This window comes from Ruegeria sp. YTSA064, assembly GCF_059610325.1.
In genome coordinates this window covers 192,673-208,286 of the sequence record NZ_JBXWNK010000008.1, presented here as the reverse complement: position 1 = coordinate 208,286, position 15,614 = coordinate 192,673, and the positions used below count along the sequence as shown (strand labels likewise).

Annotated in this window: 16 protein-coding genes; 8 read left to right on the top strand and 8 right to left on the bottom strand. The window is 56.6% G+C overall.

The features are described 5' to 3' along the window. Window positions 1–91: 91 nt before the first annotated feature. From rnhB to AC2FI7_RS14045, 3 genes are all read left to right on the top strand, one after another. Window positions 92–709, top strand: a complete 618-nt coding sequence (rnhB, locus tag AC2FI7_RS14055; RefSeq protein WP_029621872.1) for a ribonuclease HII — start codon at window positions 92–94, stop codon at window positions 707–709. A gap of 105 nt (window positions 710–814) precedes the next feature. Next, a complete protein-coding gene (locus tag AC2FI7_RS14050) occupies window positions 815–1,918 on the top strand; it encodes a site-specific DNA-methyltransferase (RefSeq protein WP_010440761.1) in 1,104 nt (367 codons plus the stop codon). 139 nt (window positions 1,919–2,057) lie between these two features. After that, window positions 2,058–3,446 carry an adenylate/guanylate cyclase domain-containing protein gene (locus AC2FI7_RS14045; RefSeq protein ID WP_010440763.1) on the top strand — a complete coding sequence of 463 codons (1,389 nt, stop codon included), beginning with the start codon at window positions 2,058–2,060 and terminating at the stop codon, window positions 3,444–3,446. Between the two features lie 78 nt (window positions 3,447–3,524). On the opposite strand, the gene AC2FI7_RS14040 is transcribed toward AC2FI7_RS14045, so the two are convergent. After that, window positions 3,525–4,661 (bottom strand): alkane 1-monooxygenase, encoded by a 1,137-nt coding sequence (locus AC2FI7_RS14040; RefSeq protein ID WP_010440765.1) that lies wholly within the window; start codon window positions 4,659–4,661, stop codon window positions 3,525–3,527. A 59-nt stretch (window positions 4,662–4,720) separates the two neighbouring features. After that, window positions 4,721–5,707 carry an A/G-specific adenine glycosylase gene (locus AC2FI7_RS14035; protein WP_238528784.1) on the bottom strand — a complete coding sequence of 329 codons (987 nt, stop codon included), beginning with the start codon at window positions 5,705–5,707 and terminating at the stop codon, window positions 4,721–4,723. Window positions 5,708–5,857: 150 nt separating this feature from the next. Between AC2FI7_RS14035 and AC2FI7_RS14030 the strand changes: the two genes are divergently transcribed. Next, window positions 5,858–6,364: a DUF721 domain-containing protein gene (locus tag AC2FI7_RS14030; RefSeq protein WP_010440769.1), complete on the top strand. Its 507-nt coding sequence runs from the start codon at window positions 5,858–5,860 to the stop codon at window positions 6,362–6,364. 14 nt (window positions 6,365–6,378) lie between these two features. Next, window positions 6,379–7,044 (top strand): DsbA family protein, encoded by a 666-nt coding sequence (locus tag AC2FI7_RS14025; RefSeq protein WP_496816197.1) that lies wholly within the window; start codon window positions 6,379–6,381, stop codon window positions 7,042–7,044. Between the two features lie 38 nt (window positions 7,045–7,082). On the opposite strand, the gene lpxK is transcribed toward AC2FI7_RS14025, so the two are convergent. From lpxK to AC2FI7_RS14000, 5 genes are all read right to left on the bottom strand, one after another. Then, window positions 7,083–8,081: a tetraacyldisaccharide 4'-kinase gene (gene lpxK, locus AC2FI7_RS14020; protein ID WP_496816196.1), complete on the bottom strand. Its 999-nt coding sequence runs from the start codon at window positions 8,079–8,081 to the stop codon at window positions 7,083–7,085. Beyond that, the gene (locus AC2FI7_RS14015; protein ID WP_496816195.1) at window positions 8,068–9,303 is read right to left on the bottom strand and encodes a 3-deoxy-D-manno-octulosonic acid transferase; all 1,236 of its coding nucleotides are present in this window, start codon (window positions 9,301–9,303) and stop codon (window positions 8,068–8,070) included. The genes lpxK and AC2FI7_RS14015 overlap by 14 nt, the downstream gene beginning before the upstream one ends. Beyond that, on the bottom strand, window positions 9,300–10,100 hold the full coding sequence (locus AC2FI7_RS14010; RefSeq protein WP_010440776.1) for an inositol monophosphatase family protein: 801 nt from the start codon (window positions 10,098–10,100) through the stop codon (window positions 9,300–9,302). The genes AC2FI7_RS14015 and AC2FI7_RS14010 overlap by 4 nt, the downstream gene beginning before the upstream one ends. Further along, entirely contained in the window at window positions 10,087–11,433 is a 1,347-nt protein-coding gene (locus tag AC2FI7_RS14005) for a TldD/PmbA family protein (RefSeq protein ID WP_010440779.1), read from the bottom strand. The genes AC2FI7_RS14010 and AC2FI7_RS14005 overlap by 14 nt, the downstream gene beginning before the upstream one ends. Window positions 11,434–11,557: 124 nt before the next feature. Further along, entirely contained in the window at window positions 11,558–13,081 is a 1,524-nt protein-coding gene (locus tag AC2FI7_RS14000) for a DUF2125 domain-containing protein (protein WP_496816194.1), read from the bottom strand. A gap of 132 nt (window positions 13,082–13,213) precedes the next feature. On the opposite strand from AC2FI7_RS14000, the gene AC2FI7_RS13995 reads away from it, so the two are divergent. The 3 genes from AC2FI7_RS13995 to AC2FI7_RS13985 are packed head-to-tail and all read left to right on the top strand — an operon-like array spanning window position 13,214 to window position 15,305. After that, complete coding sequence (locus AC2FI7_RS13995) at window positions 13,214–13,963, top strand: SDR family oxidoreductase (protein WP_010440783.1); 750 nt, start codon at window positions 13,214–13,216, stop codon at window positions 13,961–13,963. Beyond that, window positions 13,960–14,568: an enoyl-CoA hydratase/isomerase family protein gene (locus tag AC2FI7_RS13990; RefSeq protein ID WP_010440785.1), complete on the top strand. Its 609-nt coding sequence runs from the start codon at window positions 13,960–13,962 to the stop codon at window positions 14,566–14,568. Before AC2FI7_RS13995 ends, AC2FI7_RS13990 begins: the two co-directional genes overlap by 4 nt. 2 nt (window positions 14,569–14,570) lie before the next feature. Beyond that, window positions 14,571–15,305, top strand: coding sequence for a VOC family protein (locus AC2FI7_RS13985; RefSeq protein WP_480614498.1), 735 nt, complete (start codon window positions 14,571–14,573; stop codon window positions 15,303–15,305). Here the strand turns inward: AC2FI7_RS13985 and AC2FI7_RS13980 are convergent. After that, window positions 15,302–15,598, bottom strand: coding sequence for a hypothetical protein (locus AC2FI7_RS13980; RefSeq protein ID WP_010440788.1), 297 nt, complete (start codon window positions 15,596–15,598; stop codon window positions 15,302–15,304). The two genes, AC2FI7_RS13985 and AC2FI7_RS13980, sit on opposite strands and share 4 nt — an antisense overlap. Window positions 15,599–15,614 lie beyond the last annotated feature (16 nt).

The window sequence follows — 15,614 nt, the reverse complement described above, 5'->3', positions numbered from 1 at the left end:
GCGCCATAGAAGCGCCACGCGGGAGAGGGTGGCGCAAGCTGCCCTCTTCTTTTTTCTTGCGCCCGGCAAGGAAACGCGGTTTGCCAATGGTATGACGACACCTGATTTCGAACTCGAACGGGCTTTGCTAGCGCGCGGATACACCCGAATTGCCGGGGTGGATGAGGTTGGGCGTGGTCCATTGGCCGGGCCTGTTGTTGCGGCAGCGGTGGTATTGAATCCGCAGGATATTCCGGACGGGCTGAACGATTCCAAAAAACTGACGGCCAAACGTCGCGTTGGTTTGGATGAGTCATTGCGCAATCGGGCAGAGGTCGCGGTGGCCGAAGCCACAGTTGCCGAGATAGATGAGCACAACATCCTGCGCGCCTCTCATCTAGCGATGGTGCGTGCGGTCGCGGCGCTCGACCCGGCACCGGATTTTCTGCTGATCGATGGGAATATGATTCCGCGCGGGATGAAACTACCCTCGCAAGCCGTGGTGAAGGGTGACGCTCGATCGATGTCGATTGCGGCAGCGTCGATCATTGCGAAAATCTGGCGTGATCAATTGATGGTGGATTTGGCGCAACAGCATCCCGGCTACGGGTGGGAGGCAAATGCCGGATATCCGACAAAACAGCACCGCGAGGCGCTGCGAAATCTCGGGGTGACCCCACACCATAGACGTTCGTTCAAACCGGTCCACAATATCTTGTATCAAGAGTAAATTGTAAGTTGCTGATTCAAAAAAGAAATTGACGGCGAATCATCTTTGACTCATCCTTGTCTCAACCAAATGAGCGCAAAAGCGCCGTGGAACTGAGGCAGTGATATGACCACAATCAAGACGAAGGGCGCAACCGCGCTCCCTTTAAACACGATTCTATCCGGGGACTGCATCGAGGCGATGAACAGTCTGCCCGAGGCGTCGGTTGACCTGATTTTTGCGGACCCCCCGTATAATCTGCAGTTGAAAGGCCAGTTGCACCGGCCCGATAACTCTCAAGTCGATGCGGTCGATGATCACTGGGATCAATTCTCAAGCTTTGGCGCCTACGACCAGTTCACGCGTGGTTGGCTGAAAGCGGCGCATCGTTTGCTGAAACCCAATGGTGCGATCTGGGTGATTGGGTCTTATCACAACATTTTCCGCGTGGGTTCCGCCCTGCAGGATGCTGGCTATTGGATTCTGAATGATGTGGTTTGGCGAAAATCGAACCCGATGCCGAATTTCCGCGGCAAGCGCTTCACCAATGCGCATGAGACGATGATCTGGGCCTCCAAACGTGAGGGTGCGAAATACACGTTTAACTACGAAGCGCTGAAAGCGCTGAATGAAGGCGTACAGATGCGCAGCGATTGGGTGCTGCCGATCTGCACCGGGCACGAGCGCTTGAAGGATGAAAATGGCGACAAGGCGCATCCGACACAGAAACCGGAATCACTGCTGCATCGTGTTTTGATTGGCTCGACTAATCCGGGTGACGTTGTGCTGGATCCTTTTTTTGGCACTGGCACCACAGGTGCTGTTGCGAAAATGCTGGGGCGTGAGTTCATCGGTATCGAGCGCGAAGAAAGCTATCGCGAGGTAGCTGAAAAGCGCATCGCCAAGGTCCGTAAATTCGACCGCGAGGCGCTGGAAGTCAGCGCCAGCAAACGCGCCGAGCCGCGCGTGCCCTTTGGCCAATTGGTCGAACGCGGCATGCTGCGTCCGGGTGAGGAGCTTTATTCCATGAACCAGCGCCACAAGGCCAAGGTACGCGCGGATGGGACGTTGGTAGGCGACAACGTCAAGGGCTCGATCCATCAAGTGGGGGCGCATCTTGAAAACGCGCCGTCCTGCAATGGCTGGACTTACTGGTGCTTCAAACGCGATGGCAAGACTGTGCCGATTGATGTGCTGCGTCAGCAGATCCGATCAGAGATGCATAGCTGATTTACTCAATACCGCCGGTGCCTGTGGCCTGACACAAGGCACTAAGCCTTGCCCCGCCGTTTTGGCGGGGTCTTTTGTTTTCTTCTATAGGATGATTGCATAGGGTAGCCCCTGACCGCGCATATGGGAGACCGATGCAATGACCGAGACAACCGCCAGTCAATCTCGTCTGAGCAGACTGTTCTTCACGCAGCCGGACAATTATGACCTAGACAACAAGTACACCGAAGCTGCGCTGGAGCGAAATAAGCGTGAGGGTTTGGAGCTTGCAGTTCGGGCGCGTTGGATCGCAATGGCCTTTACGGCACTATTGCTGATTTACCTGAATCCCCACTGGGAGGTTCTCTGGTACCATTTCATTCTGTTGCTGATCTGCGCCAATGGTTGGCTGATCCGACGTGCGGGGCGCGTTGGTCAATCCCGAACAGAGCTATTTTTGATCTTCATTGATCTGCTGATCATGACATTGGGTATGATCGTTCCTAACCCGTTCAGCGACGACGTGCGGCCGCTGGCAATGCAGTATCGGTTCGACAACTTCCAGTATTTCTTCATCATTCTGGCTGCAGGAACTCTTGCCTATTCCTGGCGTACCGTCATCGCGATTGGTACTTGGACGGCATTCATGTGGACAGCAGGTTGGGTTATCGCATGGTGGGTCTCCACGCCGATACCGGGGATCAGCGAGCGTGTATCCGAGGCCTTGGCAGGTTATCCAGACGTCGCAGAATTCATGGATCCCAACAGTTTCATGCCGACGCTTCGTATTCAGCAGGTGATTGTTTTTGTCATGGTTGCAGTGACGCTTGGTGTTTCGATGCGGCGCCTCAATCGCTTGTTGATGTCGAATGCCGGGCTTGAACGTGAGCGCGCGAACTTGTCGCGCTATTTCTCTCCGAATGTGGTTGATGAGCTGAGCCAGAACGATGAGCCTTTGAAGCAAGTCCGCAAAGAAGACATTGCGGTTCTTTTCATCGACATCGTTGGGTTCACCAAGTTTTCTGCAGGGCGCGATCCGTATGAGGTCATCGAGGTGTTGCGCGGGTTCCACGCGCGGATGGAGACAGAGGTGTTTCGCCACCATGGAACGCTAGACAAGTATCTTGGAGACGGATTGATGGCTACGTTTGGCACACCGCTGCCGGGTGAATTGGATGCGAGCAATGCATTGGCTTGTGCCCGGTCGATGGTCGATATGATCGACCGCTGGAATATTGATCGCAAACGCGCCGGTGAGGCAGAGATCCAGATCGGAGTAGGGGTTCATTATGGCTCAGTTGTCCTGGGTGATATCGGAGCGAACCGGCTGGAGTTCGCCGTGATAGGCGATGCGGTAAATGTTGCTGCAAAGCTTGAGGCAATGACGCGCGAATGCGCTGCCCGCATAATTGTCAGCGATGCATTGCGCGCCCAAGCGTTGCAAGAAACACCGAACTCAGAAGACTTGATGGCAGGATTTGAACAGCGGCCGGATCAGACGGTGCGAGGTGTCGCCGCCCCGATGGATTTTTGGGTGCTCCAAAAATAGGGGCTCCCGCCTGTCAGAACCGCATCAAAGATGCGATCCTTCCTGTTGGGCGGGGGAGCACGCTGGCGCGTGCTGCGGTTAGGTGCGAGGCAGAGGGTTCTGCGCCTTGTTATAGGGCTGCCAGTCGGCGATCTCGGGATAGTATTGACGTCGCCACGCTCGGACCTTGGGGTTCATGATGCGTCGCCACAATGGTGGGATCATCGCAGCAATTGTCATGACCGGATACCCATATGGCAGTTGCGGGGCGGCGTCCTGAGAATGGTGTTGCAGCAAAGGGAACCTGCGGCTTGGTTTGTAATGGTGATCCGAATGGCGTTGCAGGTTGATAAGTAGCCAGTTCGACGCTTTATGCGACGCGTTCCACGAGTGGCGCGGGTGGACGTGTTCGTACTTACCGTCCCCCAGGTATTTTCGCGTCAGGCCGTAATGTTCGACATAGTTGACCAATTCTAGCTGCCAGATCGCGGTACCTGCCTGCAGCAGGAATAAGCCTATCCCGGCCCATCCTCCGAGCAGATACGCCAGAAGCAGCATGGTCGATTGCAAGGCCCAATACCGCCAGAAGGGGTTCGTGGAAGCTGTCCAGGGGCGGTCTTTGCGGGCCAGTTTGTTCGCTTCCGCGTGAAACGCCGATTTCAGACTTTGGCGCAGGACGCGCGGATAGAAACGGTGGAAGCCTTCGTTGTAGCGTGCGGTCACAGGGTCGCGTGGGGTGCCAACATAGCGGTGGTGGACCAGCAGATGTTCCGACCGGAAATGGGAGTAAAGCACCATCGACAGCAGGATATCACCCAGCCATCGTTCCAGCTTGCCTTTCTGGTGCATCAACTCGTGGCTGTAATTGATTCCGATCGTGCCTGAAATAACGCCCATGCCGAAGAATACGCCAATTTTTTCGATTGTGGTCAGTCCCGTTGCGCGGGTCGTGTACCAGATCAGTCCGTAAAGCGTGAGGAACTGCACCGGAGCCCATGCTTTGGTCAGCCAAATATACCAGTCCAGCTCTTCATCTGGCGCATCCGGGTCGGCATTTTCCAAGTTAAGCCCCGTCAGTTGATCCAGCACAGCAAAGGCCCACCAAGTTGAAAGAGGCACAATCAAGACCCACCAACCACCAGCGAAGGAGGTCATCCAAATGAGTGGGACCAGCAGGTATGAGACCCAAAATGGAACGGCAGATTGCCAGCGAGAGAGGGTGTCAGATGCAATCATCTTGGGGCTCCAAAGCGTTGCCCGAACAGTAGACCGCTCTTTATGTTTTGCACAGCGGTCTATTGGCCGCGCCAGAGATCGAACCCCTTGCGCATAACGGTGGGTAAGTCGCTGGGTTTGAACTGGTGTTTGTCCATGATCACAAAATCATCCGGAGTAAACCCATCGGGCAGTTTGGTCGTCCAGATACGCAGGATCAGGTGAAAATGGGTGAAAGTGTGCCGCACTTCGCCCGGTATTTCTTGCCAACGCGCCGGGAACGGAGGATTTTCTACAGGCGCGTCGGACCAGTCCGAGCCGGGCCAGCCCAACATGCCGCCCAGCAGGCCTTTGTCGGGGCGGCGTTCCAATAGCAGAGCACCATCTCTGCGTTGGGCAATATAGATATGACCCAACCGTGTTGGTTTCGGTTTTTTGGGTGTTTTTTGCGGTAATTCTGTCTGCGTACCCGCAGCCCGCGCCAGACAGGGCGCATAGAGTGGACAAATCCCGCAGGCTGGAGATTTAGGAGTGCAGATCGTCGCGCCTAAATCCATAACCGCCTGAGCATGATCCCCGGGCCGCAGAGGTGGTGTCAGTGACGCGGCCTTTTCTTTCAACAGGGGTTTTGAACCAGGTAGGGGATCGTGAATGTCATATAACCGCGCCATGACTCGTTCGACGTTGCCGTCCAAAACAGTTTCGGATTGATCAAATGCAATCGCTGCAATAGCAGCAGCGGTGTAGGGCCCAACTCCCGGCAGTGTCAGTAATTCGTCGTATCTCTCGGGGAATTGACCATCATACTCAGCAGCGACAACGCGCGCGCATTTCAATAAGTTGCGCGCGCGGGCGTAATAGCCAAGGCCAGCCCACTCGCCCATGACCTGATCGTCTTGGGCCTGTGCCAAGGCTTTGACAGTGGGCCAACGGGTGGTGAATCTGATGAAATAGTCGCGCACAGCGGCTACGGTGGTCTGCTGTAGCATAACTTCGGAAAGCCAGACCCGATAGGGATCAGGCATGACACCGGCGGCGCGATCCACCGGGCCAATCCGCCACGGCATTTCCCGCGCGTGGCGGTCGTACCAGTCCAACAGCGTCTTGCTCAGGTCGATTTCGGTGCAGTCACGCAAGTTTTATGTAACTCCCTGTCGGGTTTCACTGGCGCACAGGTCGCAGCTTATTACAATAGCCGCGCAAGAGTTGGAAACCAGATGCAACGCAGACGTTCTTCGACCCGCGGGTTCAAGCGTACCGCCACTTTGCTGAATGACCGGATCAGGCAGGCCGGGGAAAGCCGGGGTTTTGCCGTCTCGCGCCTTTTGACTCATTGGGCCGAGATTGTGGGCCAGGACATCGCGTCGATCGCCCGGCCGGTGAATGTAGGATACGCCAAGGGCGGATTTGGGGCGACGCTGACGGTGCTGACAACCGGGCCGCAGGCTCCAATGCTGGAGATGCAGAAAGAGCAGCTCCGTGACAAAGTGAATGCCGTCTATGGTTACAACGCGATTAATCGGGTACGTATCACCCAGACCGCGCCGACCGGGTTTGCCGAGGGGCAGGCGAGTTTCGATCATAAACCGAAACAGACAAAACCTGTTGTTTCACCAGAAGTCGCAGCTGAGGCCGACAATGTGTCGCGCGCAGTTCATGATGAAGATTTGCGTGCAGCCCTTGAACGTTTGGGCCGCAACGTTTTATCCAGACAGAAACGCTAAGAAAGGGCTGAGGAATGAGCCGGATTGCAACCGTAATATGTGCGGCTGTCGCCGTAGCCGCTGGCGGCTATTGGCTGACAACGTCGAGTAATACGATCCCTTCTAACCCGCTTGTCGGTACCGCCGAGGCGCAAGAGGCGGATCTGGACACGTCAACCATCGTTGAGATGGTGCAGGGGGCGGAAGACGCGCCAGTCGAGATCATCGAATATGCATCATACACTTGTCCGCACTGCGCGAACTTTCATCAGGGCGCGTATAAGCAGCTCAAGAAGGACTTCATCGACACGGGCAAGGTCAAGTTCACCTACCGCGAGGTGTATTTCGACCGCTATGGCCTTTGGGCATCGATGGTGGCGCGGTGTGCGAGCCCCGAGAAGTTCTTTGGCATTACCGATCTGCTGTATGAAGGTCAGTCTGAATGGACTCGCGCCGGAGGTCCCACCGAAATCGTTGAGGAGCTGCGCAAGATTGGTCGTCTAGCAGGTATCGACAATGATCAACTTGAAGCCTGCTTGCAGGACGGCACCCACGCGCAGACGTTGGTAGCCTGGTACCAAGAGAACGCTGAACGTGATGGAATTCAGGCGACACCCTCTTTCATCGTGAATGGCAAGAAGGTTGATAACCAGTCTTATGACGACTTCAAGAAGTTGATCGAAGACGAGCTGGGCAGCTAATCCCTGTTGGGCCAGCCTGTATCGGGCTGGCCATTCGTTCAGGGTGAGGGTGCGACTTTGGTTAACATCGCTTTGACCATTTCATCCTGATTGATGTGTAGCCGAACCGGAAGTGTAAGGACCTTACTTCGGAACGCCGCAGGTAAGCGCACGGCGTCCTTCTCGGTTGTAACCAATTGGGCGCTCAACGCTTTAGAGTCCTTCTCCAAGCGGCTCATAAGGGCGGTTGTCAGCGGTTGGTGATCGTCCAAAGCTTCGGCGCGCAGCAGTTTTGCACCTAGTTGCCGCAGAGTTTCAAAAAACTTTTCGGGGTATCCGATGCCCGCAAATGCCAGAACAGAGGTATCGCTCCAGTCCATCCCGGTTTGCAGCGGTCGCATCTCACCCGTGGCGTGGGGCACCGAAAGGGCGTGGCTCCATCTTTCAGCAAAAATCGATTGCGCCTCGGAATCGCCAAGGGACAATACAAGATCAGCCCGCTTCAACCCCGCTTCCACGGGTTCTCGCAAGGGTCCGGCAGGAAGGCACAGCCCGTTGCCAAATCCCCGCGCGGCATCCACCACGATGATCGAAAAGTCTTTGTTGACCGAGGGATTTTGAAATCCGTCATCCAGTACAATAGCGGTCGCGCCTGCAGCTGCGGCAGCCTGTGCTCCGGCGGCACGATCCTTTGCAACCCAGACTTCGGCGAATGCAGCCAACAAAAGGGGTTCGTCGCCCACCTGCGCCGCGGTGTGTTTCCGCGGGTCAACCTGCACCGGGCCTTCCAGAGATCCACCATGTCCGCGGGTGACAACATGAGGTTGGTGCCAGATGCCCCTCAGACAATCCAGTACCCATACTACGGTTGGCGTTTTGCCGGTGCCGCCCGCGTTCAGGTTGCCGACGCAGATTACCGGTACCCCGGGTGAGAGGCTCTGCCCGCTCGCCACGCGGCGGGCTGTCGCGGACGCGTAGATGCGGCCGAGTGGTGCAAGTAATCTGGCCCGCAAGTTCAACTGATCGGGGGCCGAATTCCAAAAATCAGGGGCGCGCATGGTGGGCCCTCCGCCGGTCCAGCGTGTCTTGCACCATGTCGATCAGTTGATCCGCCTGTGGCGCGCCTTCGGTTACAATCTGCCAACCGGCCAATGCCATGTCTGCGGTGCGGTCCGGGGCCAGCAACTCGACTACGCCATCGCCCAACTCAGTCGCTGACTTTATGGTTAGGGCGGCGTTGGCTTGGTTCAACCTATCATAAAGGACCTGGTAATTGCCGACATGCGGACCATTAATCACCGCCGATCCCAACGCGACTGCAATCAACGGGTCTTGACCACCTGCGTTGCGTTCTAACGAACTGCCCATGAATGTCACGGCTGAAACACGATGCCAAAGGCCCAGATCTTCGGGTTCTGACGACACGATGACTTGCGTTGTATCCTCAATGGCATGACCTTCGTCCCAATTAGCGCATCGCAAGTCCATCGCCTCTAAACGTTTGTACAATGGCGCGGCCTCGGATGCATCGGCCACGTGCAGAACCATAGCAAGACGCGGCAACAATCGTAGTGCCTGGCGATGTGCACTGAGTACCGAAATAAACTCCTTGGCCTGAACCCATGCGGCCAGCCAAACTGGCCGACCGGCCAGAATGTGGTTGGTCTCGATCAATTCATCCTCGGGCCAAGGGGTTGGGTTGGGGCTGATATGAAGAGGAGGTTCGACCGAAATTTTTGCCGAATTGACCCCCAGCCTCCGGATTTGGCGTGCTGTTTCATCATTTGTGGTGAGGATGGTCATAAAGCAATCCAGCGTATAACGGGTAATATCCGGGAGCCAACGCCCACCTCGTGCCGTCTTCACTTCAACTAATGCCTCAAGCAGTACGAGCGGGATTGACCGTTCCTGCGCACGGGTAATGATGTTTGGCATTAATCCACCGCCGAACCAAAGTCCCATATCGGGGCGCCAATGGTCCAGGAAAGCTCGTGCGGCACCGGTGTGTTCGGCCGGGAGCTTTAGAATTTGGCAGCTGCACTCTTCCCATTCTCCGAAATCGGCGTCGGGAGGCGCTGTTAGAAGCAGCGACAAACCCGGTCGCGCAGACATCAAGCGGCGACAGAAATCATCAACAGCGCGTAGCCGGTATGGTGTGCTGACATGCACCCATAAAACTTCTCCCTCGGGACGCGCTATACCTGCAAAACTGGTGTTCTTGGGAACACCCCAAGAAAGGACCCGATAGGCCGCCAGGCTGAGAGATCGTGGTTTACTCATGCAGAGATGCCGATCCCGCGCGGGTCCAATCTGGAACGAAGATTTTCATGTACCTCTGAGCCCGCCGCTACAACGCCATTCAGGCGAGGGTGAGCATTATTGAACCGTAAAGGATGCCCCAACCGATCTGTACAGCGTCCACCCGCCTCACGCAGGATAAGATCACCGGCGGCGATATCCCATTCCCAACTGGGGCGCAGGGTCAGCATTCCGTCGAACCGTCCTTGTGCAACCAATGCCATCCGATAAGCGAGTGACGGCCGGTACACTCGGCGAAATTCCGGGACAGCCTCAGATAGCCAATGGCGCGGATCAAGATTAGGTTTTGCGGCCAGAATCTCAGCTTCGGACAGCTGCACCCGCCCAGAAACGTATATGGGTCTGCCATTCAGCGTTGCGCCTTGCTCTTTCGCGGCGGCATAAAGCAGATCACGCATTGGCAGATAAATGACCGCTGCCGTTACTTCCCCCTGCTCAGTCACGGCCAGCGAATGCGCCCAGGTGCGTGATCCTTCGGCAAAACTGCGGGTGCCATCGATGGGGTCAATGACAAAGACCCGATTACGGGTCAGGCGATCAGGTGAATCCTCGGTTTCTTCGCTGAGCCAGCCATAGTCTGGGCGGGCAGCCTGCAGTTCACGCTCGAGCATTGCATTGACGGCCAAATCTGCTTCGGTAACCGGTCCTGCGCCTTCGGGTTTGTCCCAGCGCTGGGCCTGAGGGCCAGAATAGCGCGTGGCGATATTTCCGGCTTCAAGTGCGGCGTCGATCAGCAGGGACAGGTCAGTTGCCGGCAAGGGTCATCCCTTCGATCAGCAGCGAGGGTACAACGCGCGACAAGTAAACGCGCGCATCGTTTGCAGGAATGATGCGCATTAACATGTCGCGCAGATTGCCCGCGATGGTGCATTCGTTGACAGGGTGCGTGATCTCACCGTTTTCGACCCAAAAACCCGAGGCCCCGCGGGAATAGTCGCCGGTATTGGGGTTGATGGTCGAGCCAATCATCGACGTAACCAAAAGCCCTGTCCCCATATCGCGCAATAAATCAGCACGTGTTTTGTCGCCCGGCGTCAGGCTAAGGTTCCAGTTGCTGGGTGAGGGTGGCCCGGATACGCCGCGCGCGGCGTTCCCGGTAGAGCTCATTTCCAGTTTGCGCGCGCTGGACAAATCCAGCGTCCATCCAGTCAGCACACCATCCTCAACGATAGCTCGCCTGTGTGTTGCCAGGCCTTCGGCGTCAAATGGGCGCGAGCCGGAGATGCGCGGGCGATGTGGGTCTTCGATCAGCGACAGGTGTGACGGCAGAACCTGCTGCCCTAGGCTTTCCTTCAGCCAAGAGGCTCCGCGTGCAATAGCGGCGCCATTGCTGGCCGCCAGCAGATGGCCGATCAGGGACGAAGAAATACGCTCGTCGAAGACGACAGGGAAACTGCCGGTCTGCGGTTTGCGCGCACCGACGATCTGAACCGCGCGCTCACCTGCTGTTCGGCCGATCTCGGCCGGACCGCGCAGATCTGACTGAAAGGTACGGCTGTCACCGTCATAGTCACGTTCCATCCCTGTGCCCTCGCCGGATATGGCAACGCATGAGGTTGAACGGCTGCTGCGCATGTAGCCACCCGAAAAGCCGTTTGTCGCAGCAAGATGAACCCGGTGAGTGCCATAAGCCGACGCCGCGTCAGAAACCTGCGATACGCCCGCCACTTCCAACGCCGCTGCTTCGGCAGCCAACGCGTCCTGCATCAGAGCTTCGGCGCTGGGTTCAGGGGCCGTGTCAAAAAGTTCCAGTGCATCCATGTCCCAGTCGGTGATCAACTGGTCGGGTTCAGCCAAACCGGTAAACGGATCCTCCGGGGCTTCCCGGGCCATGGCAACAGCCCTTTCGGCCATCGCTTTGAGGGTCTCGGGACGGCTGTCTGAACTGGAAACGATCGCCTGACGCTTGCCCAGAAAAACCCGCAGCCCCAGATCGGTTGCTTCCGAGCGTTCGGCATGTTCCAGCGCACCACCACGCACCTCTACAGAAACGGAAGATCCATCAATAACAATGGCATCGGCCGCCTCGGCGCCAGCCCTGCGGGCTGCGTCCAGCAGTTCGTCGCTGATGTTCTGAGGTGTTCGGGTCATGAGGCCTCCGGTCTGGTTATACTGGACCTAGCCTCGGATCGTTCGTCCCGCAAGGCCTGCAGCACAATAGCGTAATGTGCCTCAGGCGGGAAAGGCCACGATTGCGGCCTTTCCCATATGTTGATCACTTGATACGCTGACCGTTGGCCAGAATCTGTCCGTCCTCGGTGAACTCAATTTTCGAATTCAACGTGTCGGGTTCTTCGCCTGGAACAGCCATCAGACCCATCATCATACGGGCACCCAGCGCATCGTTTTCCGAGACAAAGCCCATGCCGATCAGCTTGTCGAGCAGAGCATTTGCCCCAACAAGTTTCAGATTGGCGACGCCCGACGGGGCGGGTAGACCATCAAACTCTTCGGTGTTGGAATTGTCGAACGTGAAGTCTCCGTTCCCGGTCAACTCTGCCCCGACCAGCGACACAAGCAGTTCGTTGATCTTCATTGAATGCAACTCGCCCGGAACCACATCAGATGTCTCAAGCTCTTCCACTGCTTCTGGGTCCATGAAATCAACCAGAACCTTGGCGGTGCCGGTCGTATCCAACGCAATGGTTGCCGGATCACGGGGCAGCGCGCCTGCAGGGTCAAACATGCTCCACAAAATGTCGGACATGGTGAAATCGGTCAGGTTTATACCAAACCCGAAGGGCTGGATCTCTTCCGACGCCTGAACGGGGAACTCAAATTTCAGCCCGGCATTGGCCATTGCCATTTCGATCGGGAACGGCAGGTCGGCCGTTGTGATCGCCAGCTTCGTGCCGTTCTGCGCAAGATCGTAAACAAGTCTCTGGGCATCGATGCTGCCGGTAAATCTGCCACCCTCGGAACTGCTGCTCAGCGAAAACGGTTCGCCCTCGGATGTACCCGCCATTTCGGTGCTACCCGAGGCATAGGTAAAGGTCCCTGACGCGGCAAACCCTGCCTTATAGATGTCTTCAATACTTGCGACATCCATGCCGGGTGGGATGATTGTATCACCGTTAAATTTCAGGTCATCAAGCTTGCCGCTGATCCGGCCCGTATCTTCGCTATCAGGCTCGTTAAAGGCGACGTCATAGGACAGACTGCCAGCGGTAAGTTGCTGCTCTATATTGCGCTTCTCGTTGATTTCCATCCGGGAAGCGCCAGCAATATCGTTCATCTGGACATTCAGGGCCAACATGTCATCTGGCGCAGTCTCACCGTCGAATTCCATCGAGTCCAGCGTCAGAGACAGGCTGTTCGCCGTATAGTCGTAAGTCATATTTTCGGGAGTACCCGACACGACCATTTCCAGAGCGTCATGAGAATAGACCAGATCGGCCGAGAATGTCTCCCCCTCAGCCTCACCCGAAATTGTCATTGGAAAGCTGGCAGGGAACCCGATATTGACAGTGCCGTCGCCATTCTCGGTCAGCGTCATCTCGGGGATGACCATATCAAATGTGCCTTCGGTATCCGGAATCGCCATTGCCATCGTCATGTTCGAGATGGTTGTGACGCTGCCCGATACGCTCTGCTCACCCGTTACGTCATAGCCCATCCCGCCCAGATAGGCCTGCCAGTCGGACCAGACATCATCGGCTGTTACATCTGCAAATGCGCCGTTTGTGGCAACGGCATATGCCAAAGCTGCACCGCAGCTGCGGCGAAGGAAAACAGTCATAAGAGAACCCTTCTTGATCAATTTGACGGCATCGTCGTGCCTGTAGCGATCAGCGTCAAGGGGGAAGGGGTGGACCAATTCCCCATTTGCGGGGTACGAGTTAAGACAATTTCAAATGCAGGGATTTAAGCGATGCATATGCAAGGGAAAACTGTACTGATCACTGGGGCCAGCCGAGGTATCGGCGCAGAAGCCGGGCGCGTTTTTGCCGCAGCCGGGGCCCATGTGGCTCTGGTCGCGCGCAGCCGTGATCAGATCGAAGCGCTGGCTGCGGCGCTGGGTGAAAATGTGATCGCATTGGCTTGCGATGTCAGCGATTTTGCGCAGGTAGAACAGACAGTTGCCGACTGCATTGATCGGTTTGGTGCGCTGGACGTGCTGATCGGGAACGCGGGTGTGATCGATCCGATTTTTCATCTGTCGAACGCGGATACACAGGCTTGGAGCCATGCGATCGATATCAATCTAAAAGGTATCTTCTATGGAATGCGCGCGGCTTTGCCCATCATGCGGGCGTCAGGCGGGGGCACGGTTTTGACCGTCTCGTCCGGCGCGGCGTCTAATCCGGTGGAAGCCTGGAGCCACTATTGCGCCTCCAAAGCTGGTGCCAAGATGTTAACGGAATGCGTGCATTTGGAAGAGGCGCATCATGGCATCCGCGCCATGGGCTTGTCGCCGGGGACCGTGGCCACCGATATGCAGCGGGTGATCAAGGCCAGCGGTATCAACCCGGTCAGCCAGCTGGATTGGGACGATCATATCCCCGCAGATTGGCCGGCTCGGGCGTTGATGTGGATGTGTTCGGCGGATGCGGATGAGTTTTTGGGGACCGAGATATCGCTGCGCAATGAAGAAATTCGCAAACGAGTTGGTCTGACGTGATTGATCTGACCCAAGAAGACGGGTTGTGGACGGTCACGTTGAACAACCCGGAAAAGGCCAATGCACTGACTTCAGCGATGCTGGGTGAATTGGTCCACATCGCAGAGACCGCAACTGAGGCCCGCGCGTTGATCTTGACCGGCGTAGGCCGGGTTTTCAGCGCAGGTGCAGATCTCGAGGAAGCGCGGGCGGGACTTGCAACCTCAGATCTGTGGGAACGACTTTCGGGTGCGATTGCTGCGTTGCCCTGCCTGACGGTGGCGGCGCTCAATGGCACGCTGGCGGGTGGGGCCAACGGTATGGTTCTGGCCTGTGATCTGCGTATCACAGTTCCGTCAGCCAAGTTTTTCTATCCAGTCATGAAGCTGGGTTTTTTGCCGCAACCCTCTGATCCGAAACGGATGGCCGCTTTGATTGGCCCATCCAGAACTAAAATGATCTTGATGGCCGGGCAAAAGATCTCGGCCGAAGAAGCGTACAACTTTGGGTTGGTTGATCGGGTTGTCGAGGCCGATCTACTGATGCCCACCGCGCGGGAGTTGGTAGCAGACAGTCTGTCTGCTGACCCAGCAATTGCAGCTGGTATCGCCGGATTGTGCCCATGAGAATGGCTGCACTGCGCTTGCGAGTGACAGATCCGGATGGGTTGGCCGCGTTCTATCGTGATGCGCTTGGTATGTCGGTTCAGGCCGAAGGTGCCAATCGCCGCGTGGGATACCCCGGCTTGGATGCCGATCTTTTACTGATGCCGGGTGGCGGCGGCTACCGCCACGACCGTGGTCAACGCTATTGGAAGATTGGGATCACGCTGCCGAATGTTGATCTTGCAGCGGACATCCTGCACCAGAAGGGTATCGCGGTCAGCGCGCCGGGACAGTTTTTGGACATTGGCTACATGTGCCATCTGAGTGATCCCGAGGGGTTTGTTATCGAACTGCTGCAGCATGATTTCGAGGGTAACCGACCCGACGAAGCCGCCAGCCCGGACACCCCATTTGCCGAGGCCCACATTGGTCAGATCACCTTGCGGACTGGTGACATCGCCGCTGAAGATGCGTTTTGCCGATCCCAGGGAATGACTTTGCTATCTATGCAAGATGTCGAACCTTACGGCTTTGATCTGCATTTCTATGCGTTTACAGCCGACGCGCCTCCTAACCCCGATCTCTGGGCAGTCGAGAATCGCGAATGGCTGTGGAAGCGCCCCTACACGACGTTGGAGTTCCAACATATCCCAAGTGCTCGGTTTGCGCCGGTGCCGGATTATCTTGGGATTGAGGTCGAAGGATTGGCAGATCCACAAGAGGATGCGTTTGGTGATCCATGGCTTCCGGGTGGTTAACGTCCACGCCGTTTACCGGGCACCTTTGAACGAAAACCCGGTGGGCGTTTACGCACCCAATCCAGAAACTTTTCCAGCCTTGGGTGCGTGCGCAGCGAATCGACCGTGTTGTAGTCGCGCGCCAATTCGGCCTCGGTGAGTGTTGCATGTACTTCTTTGTGACAGATCTGATGCAATAAAACGATTGGCCCGCCCTTGCCTCCTTTGAGCTTTGGGATCAGATGGTGCAGGCTACCACCCCCTTCAGGGATCGGGCGGTTACAGAGCGGGCAGATCGGATCAGAATTTGCCATGACCTAACTTTGCGCC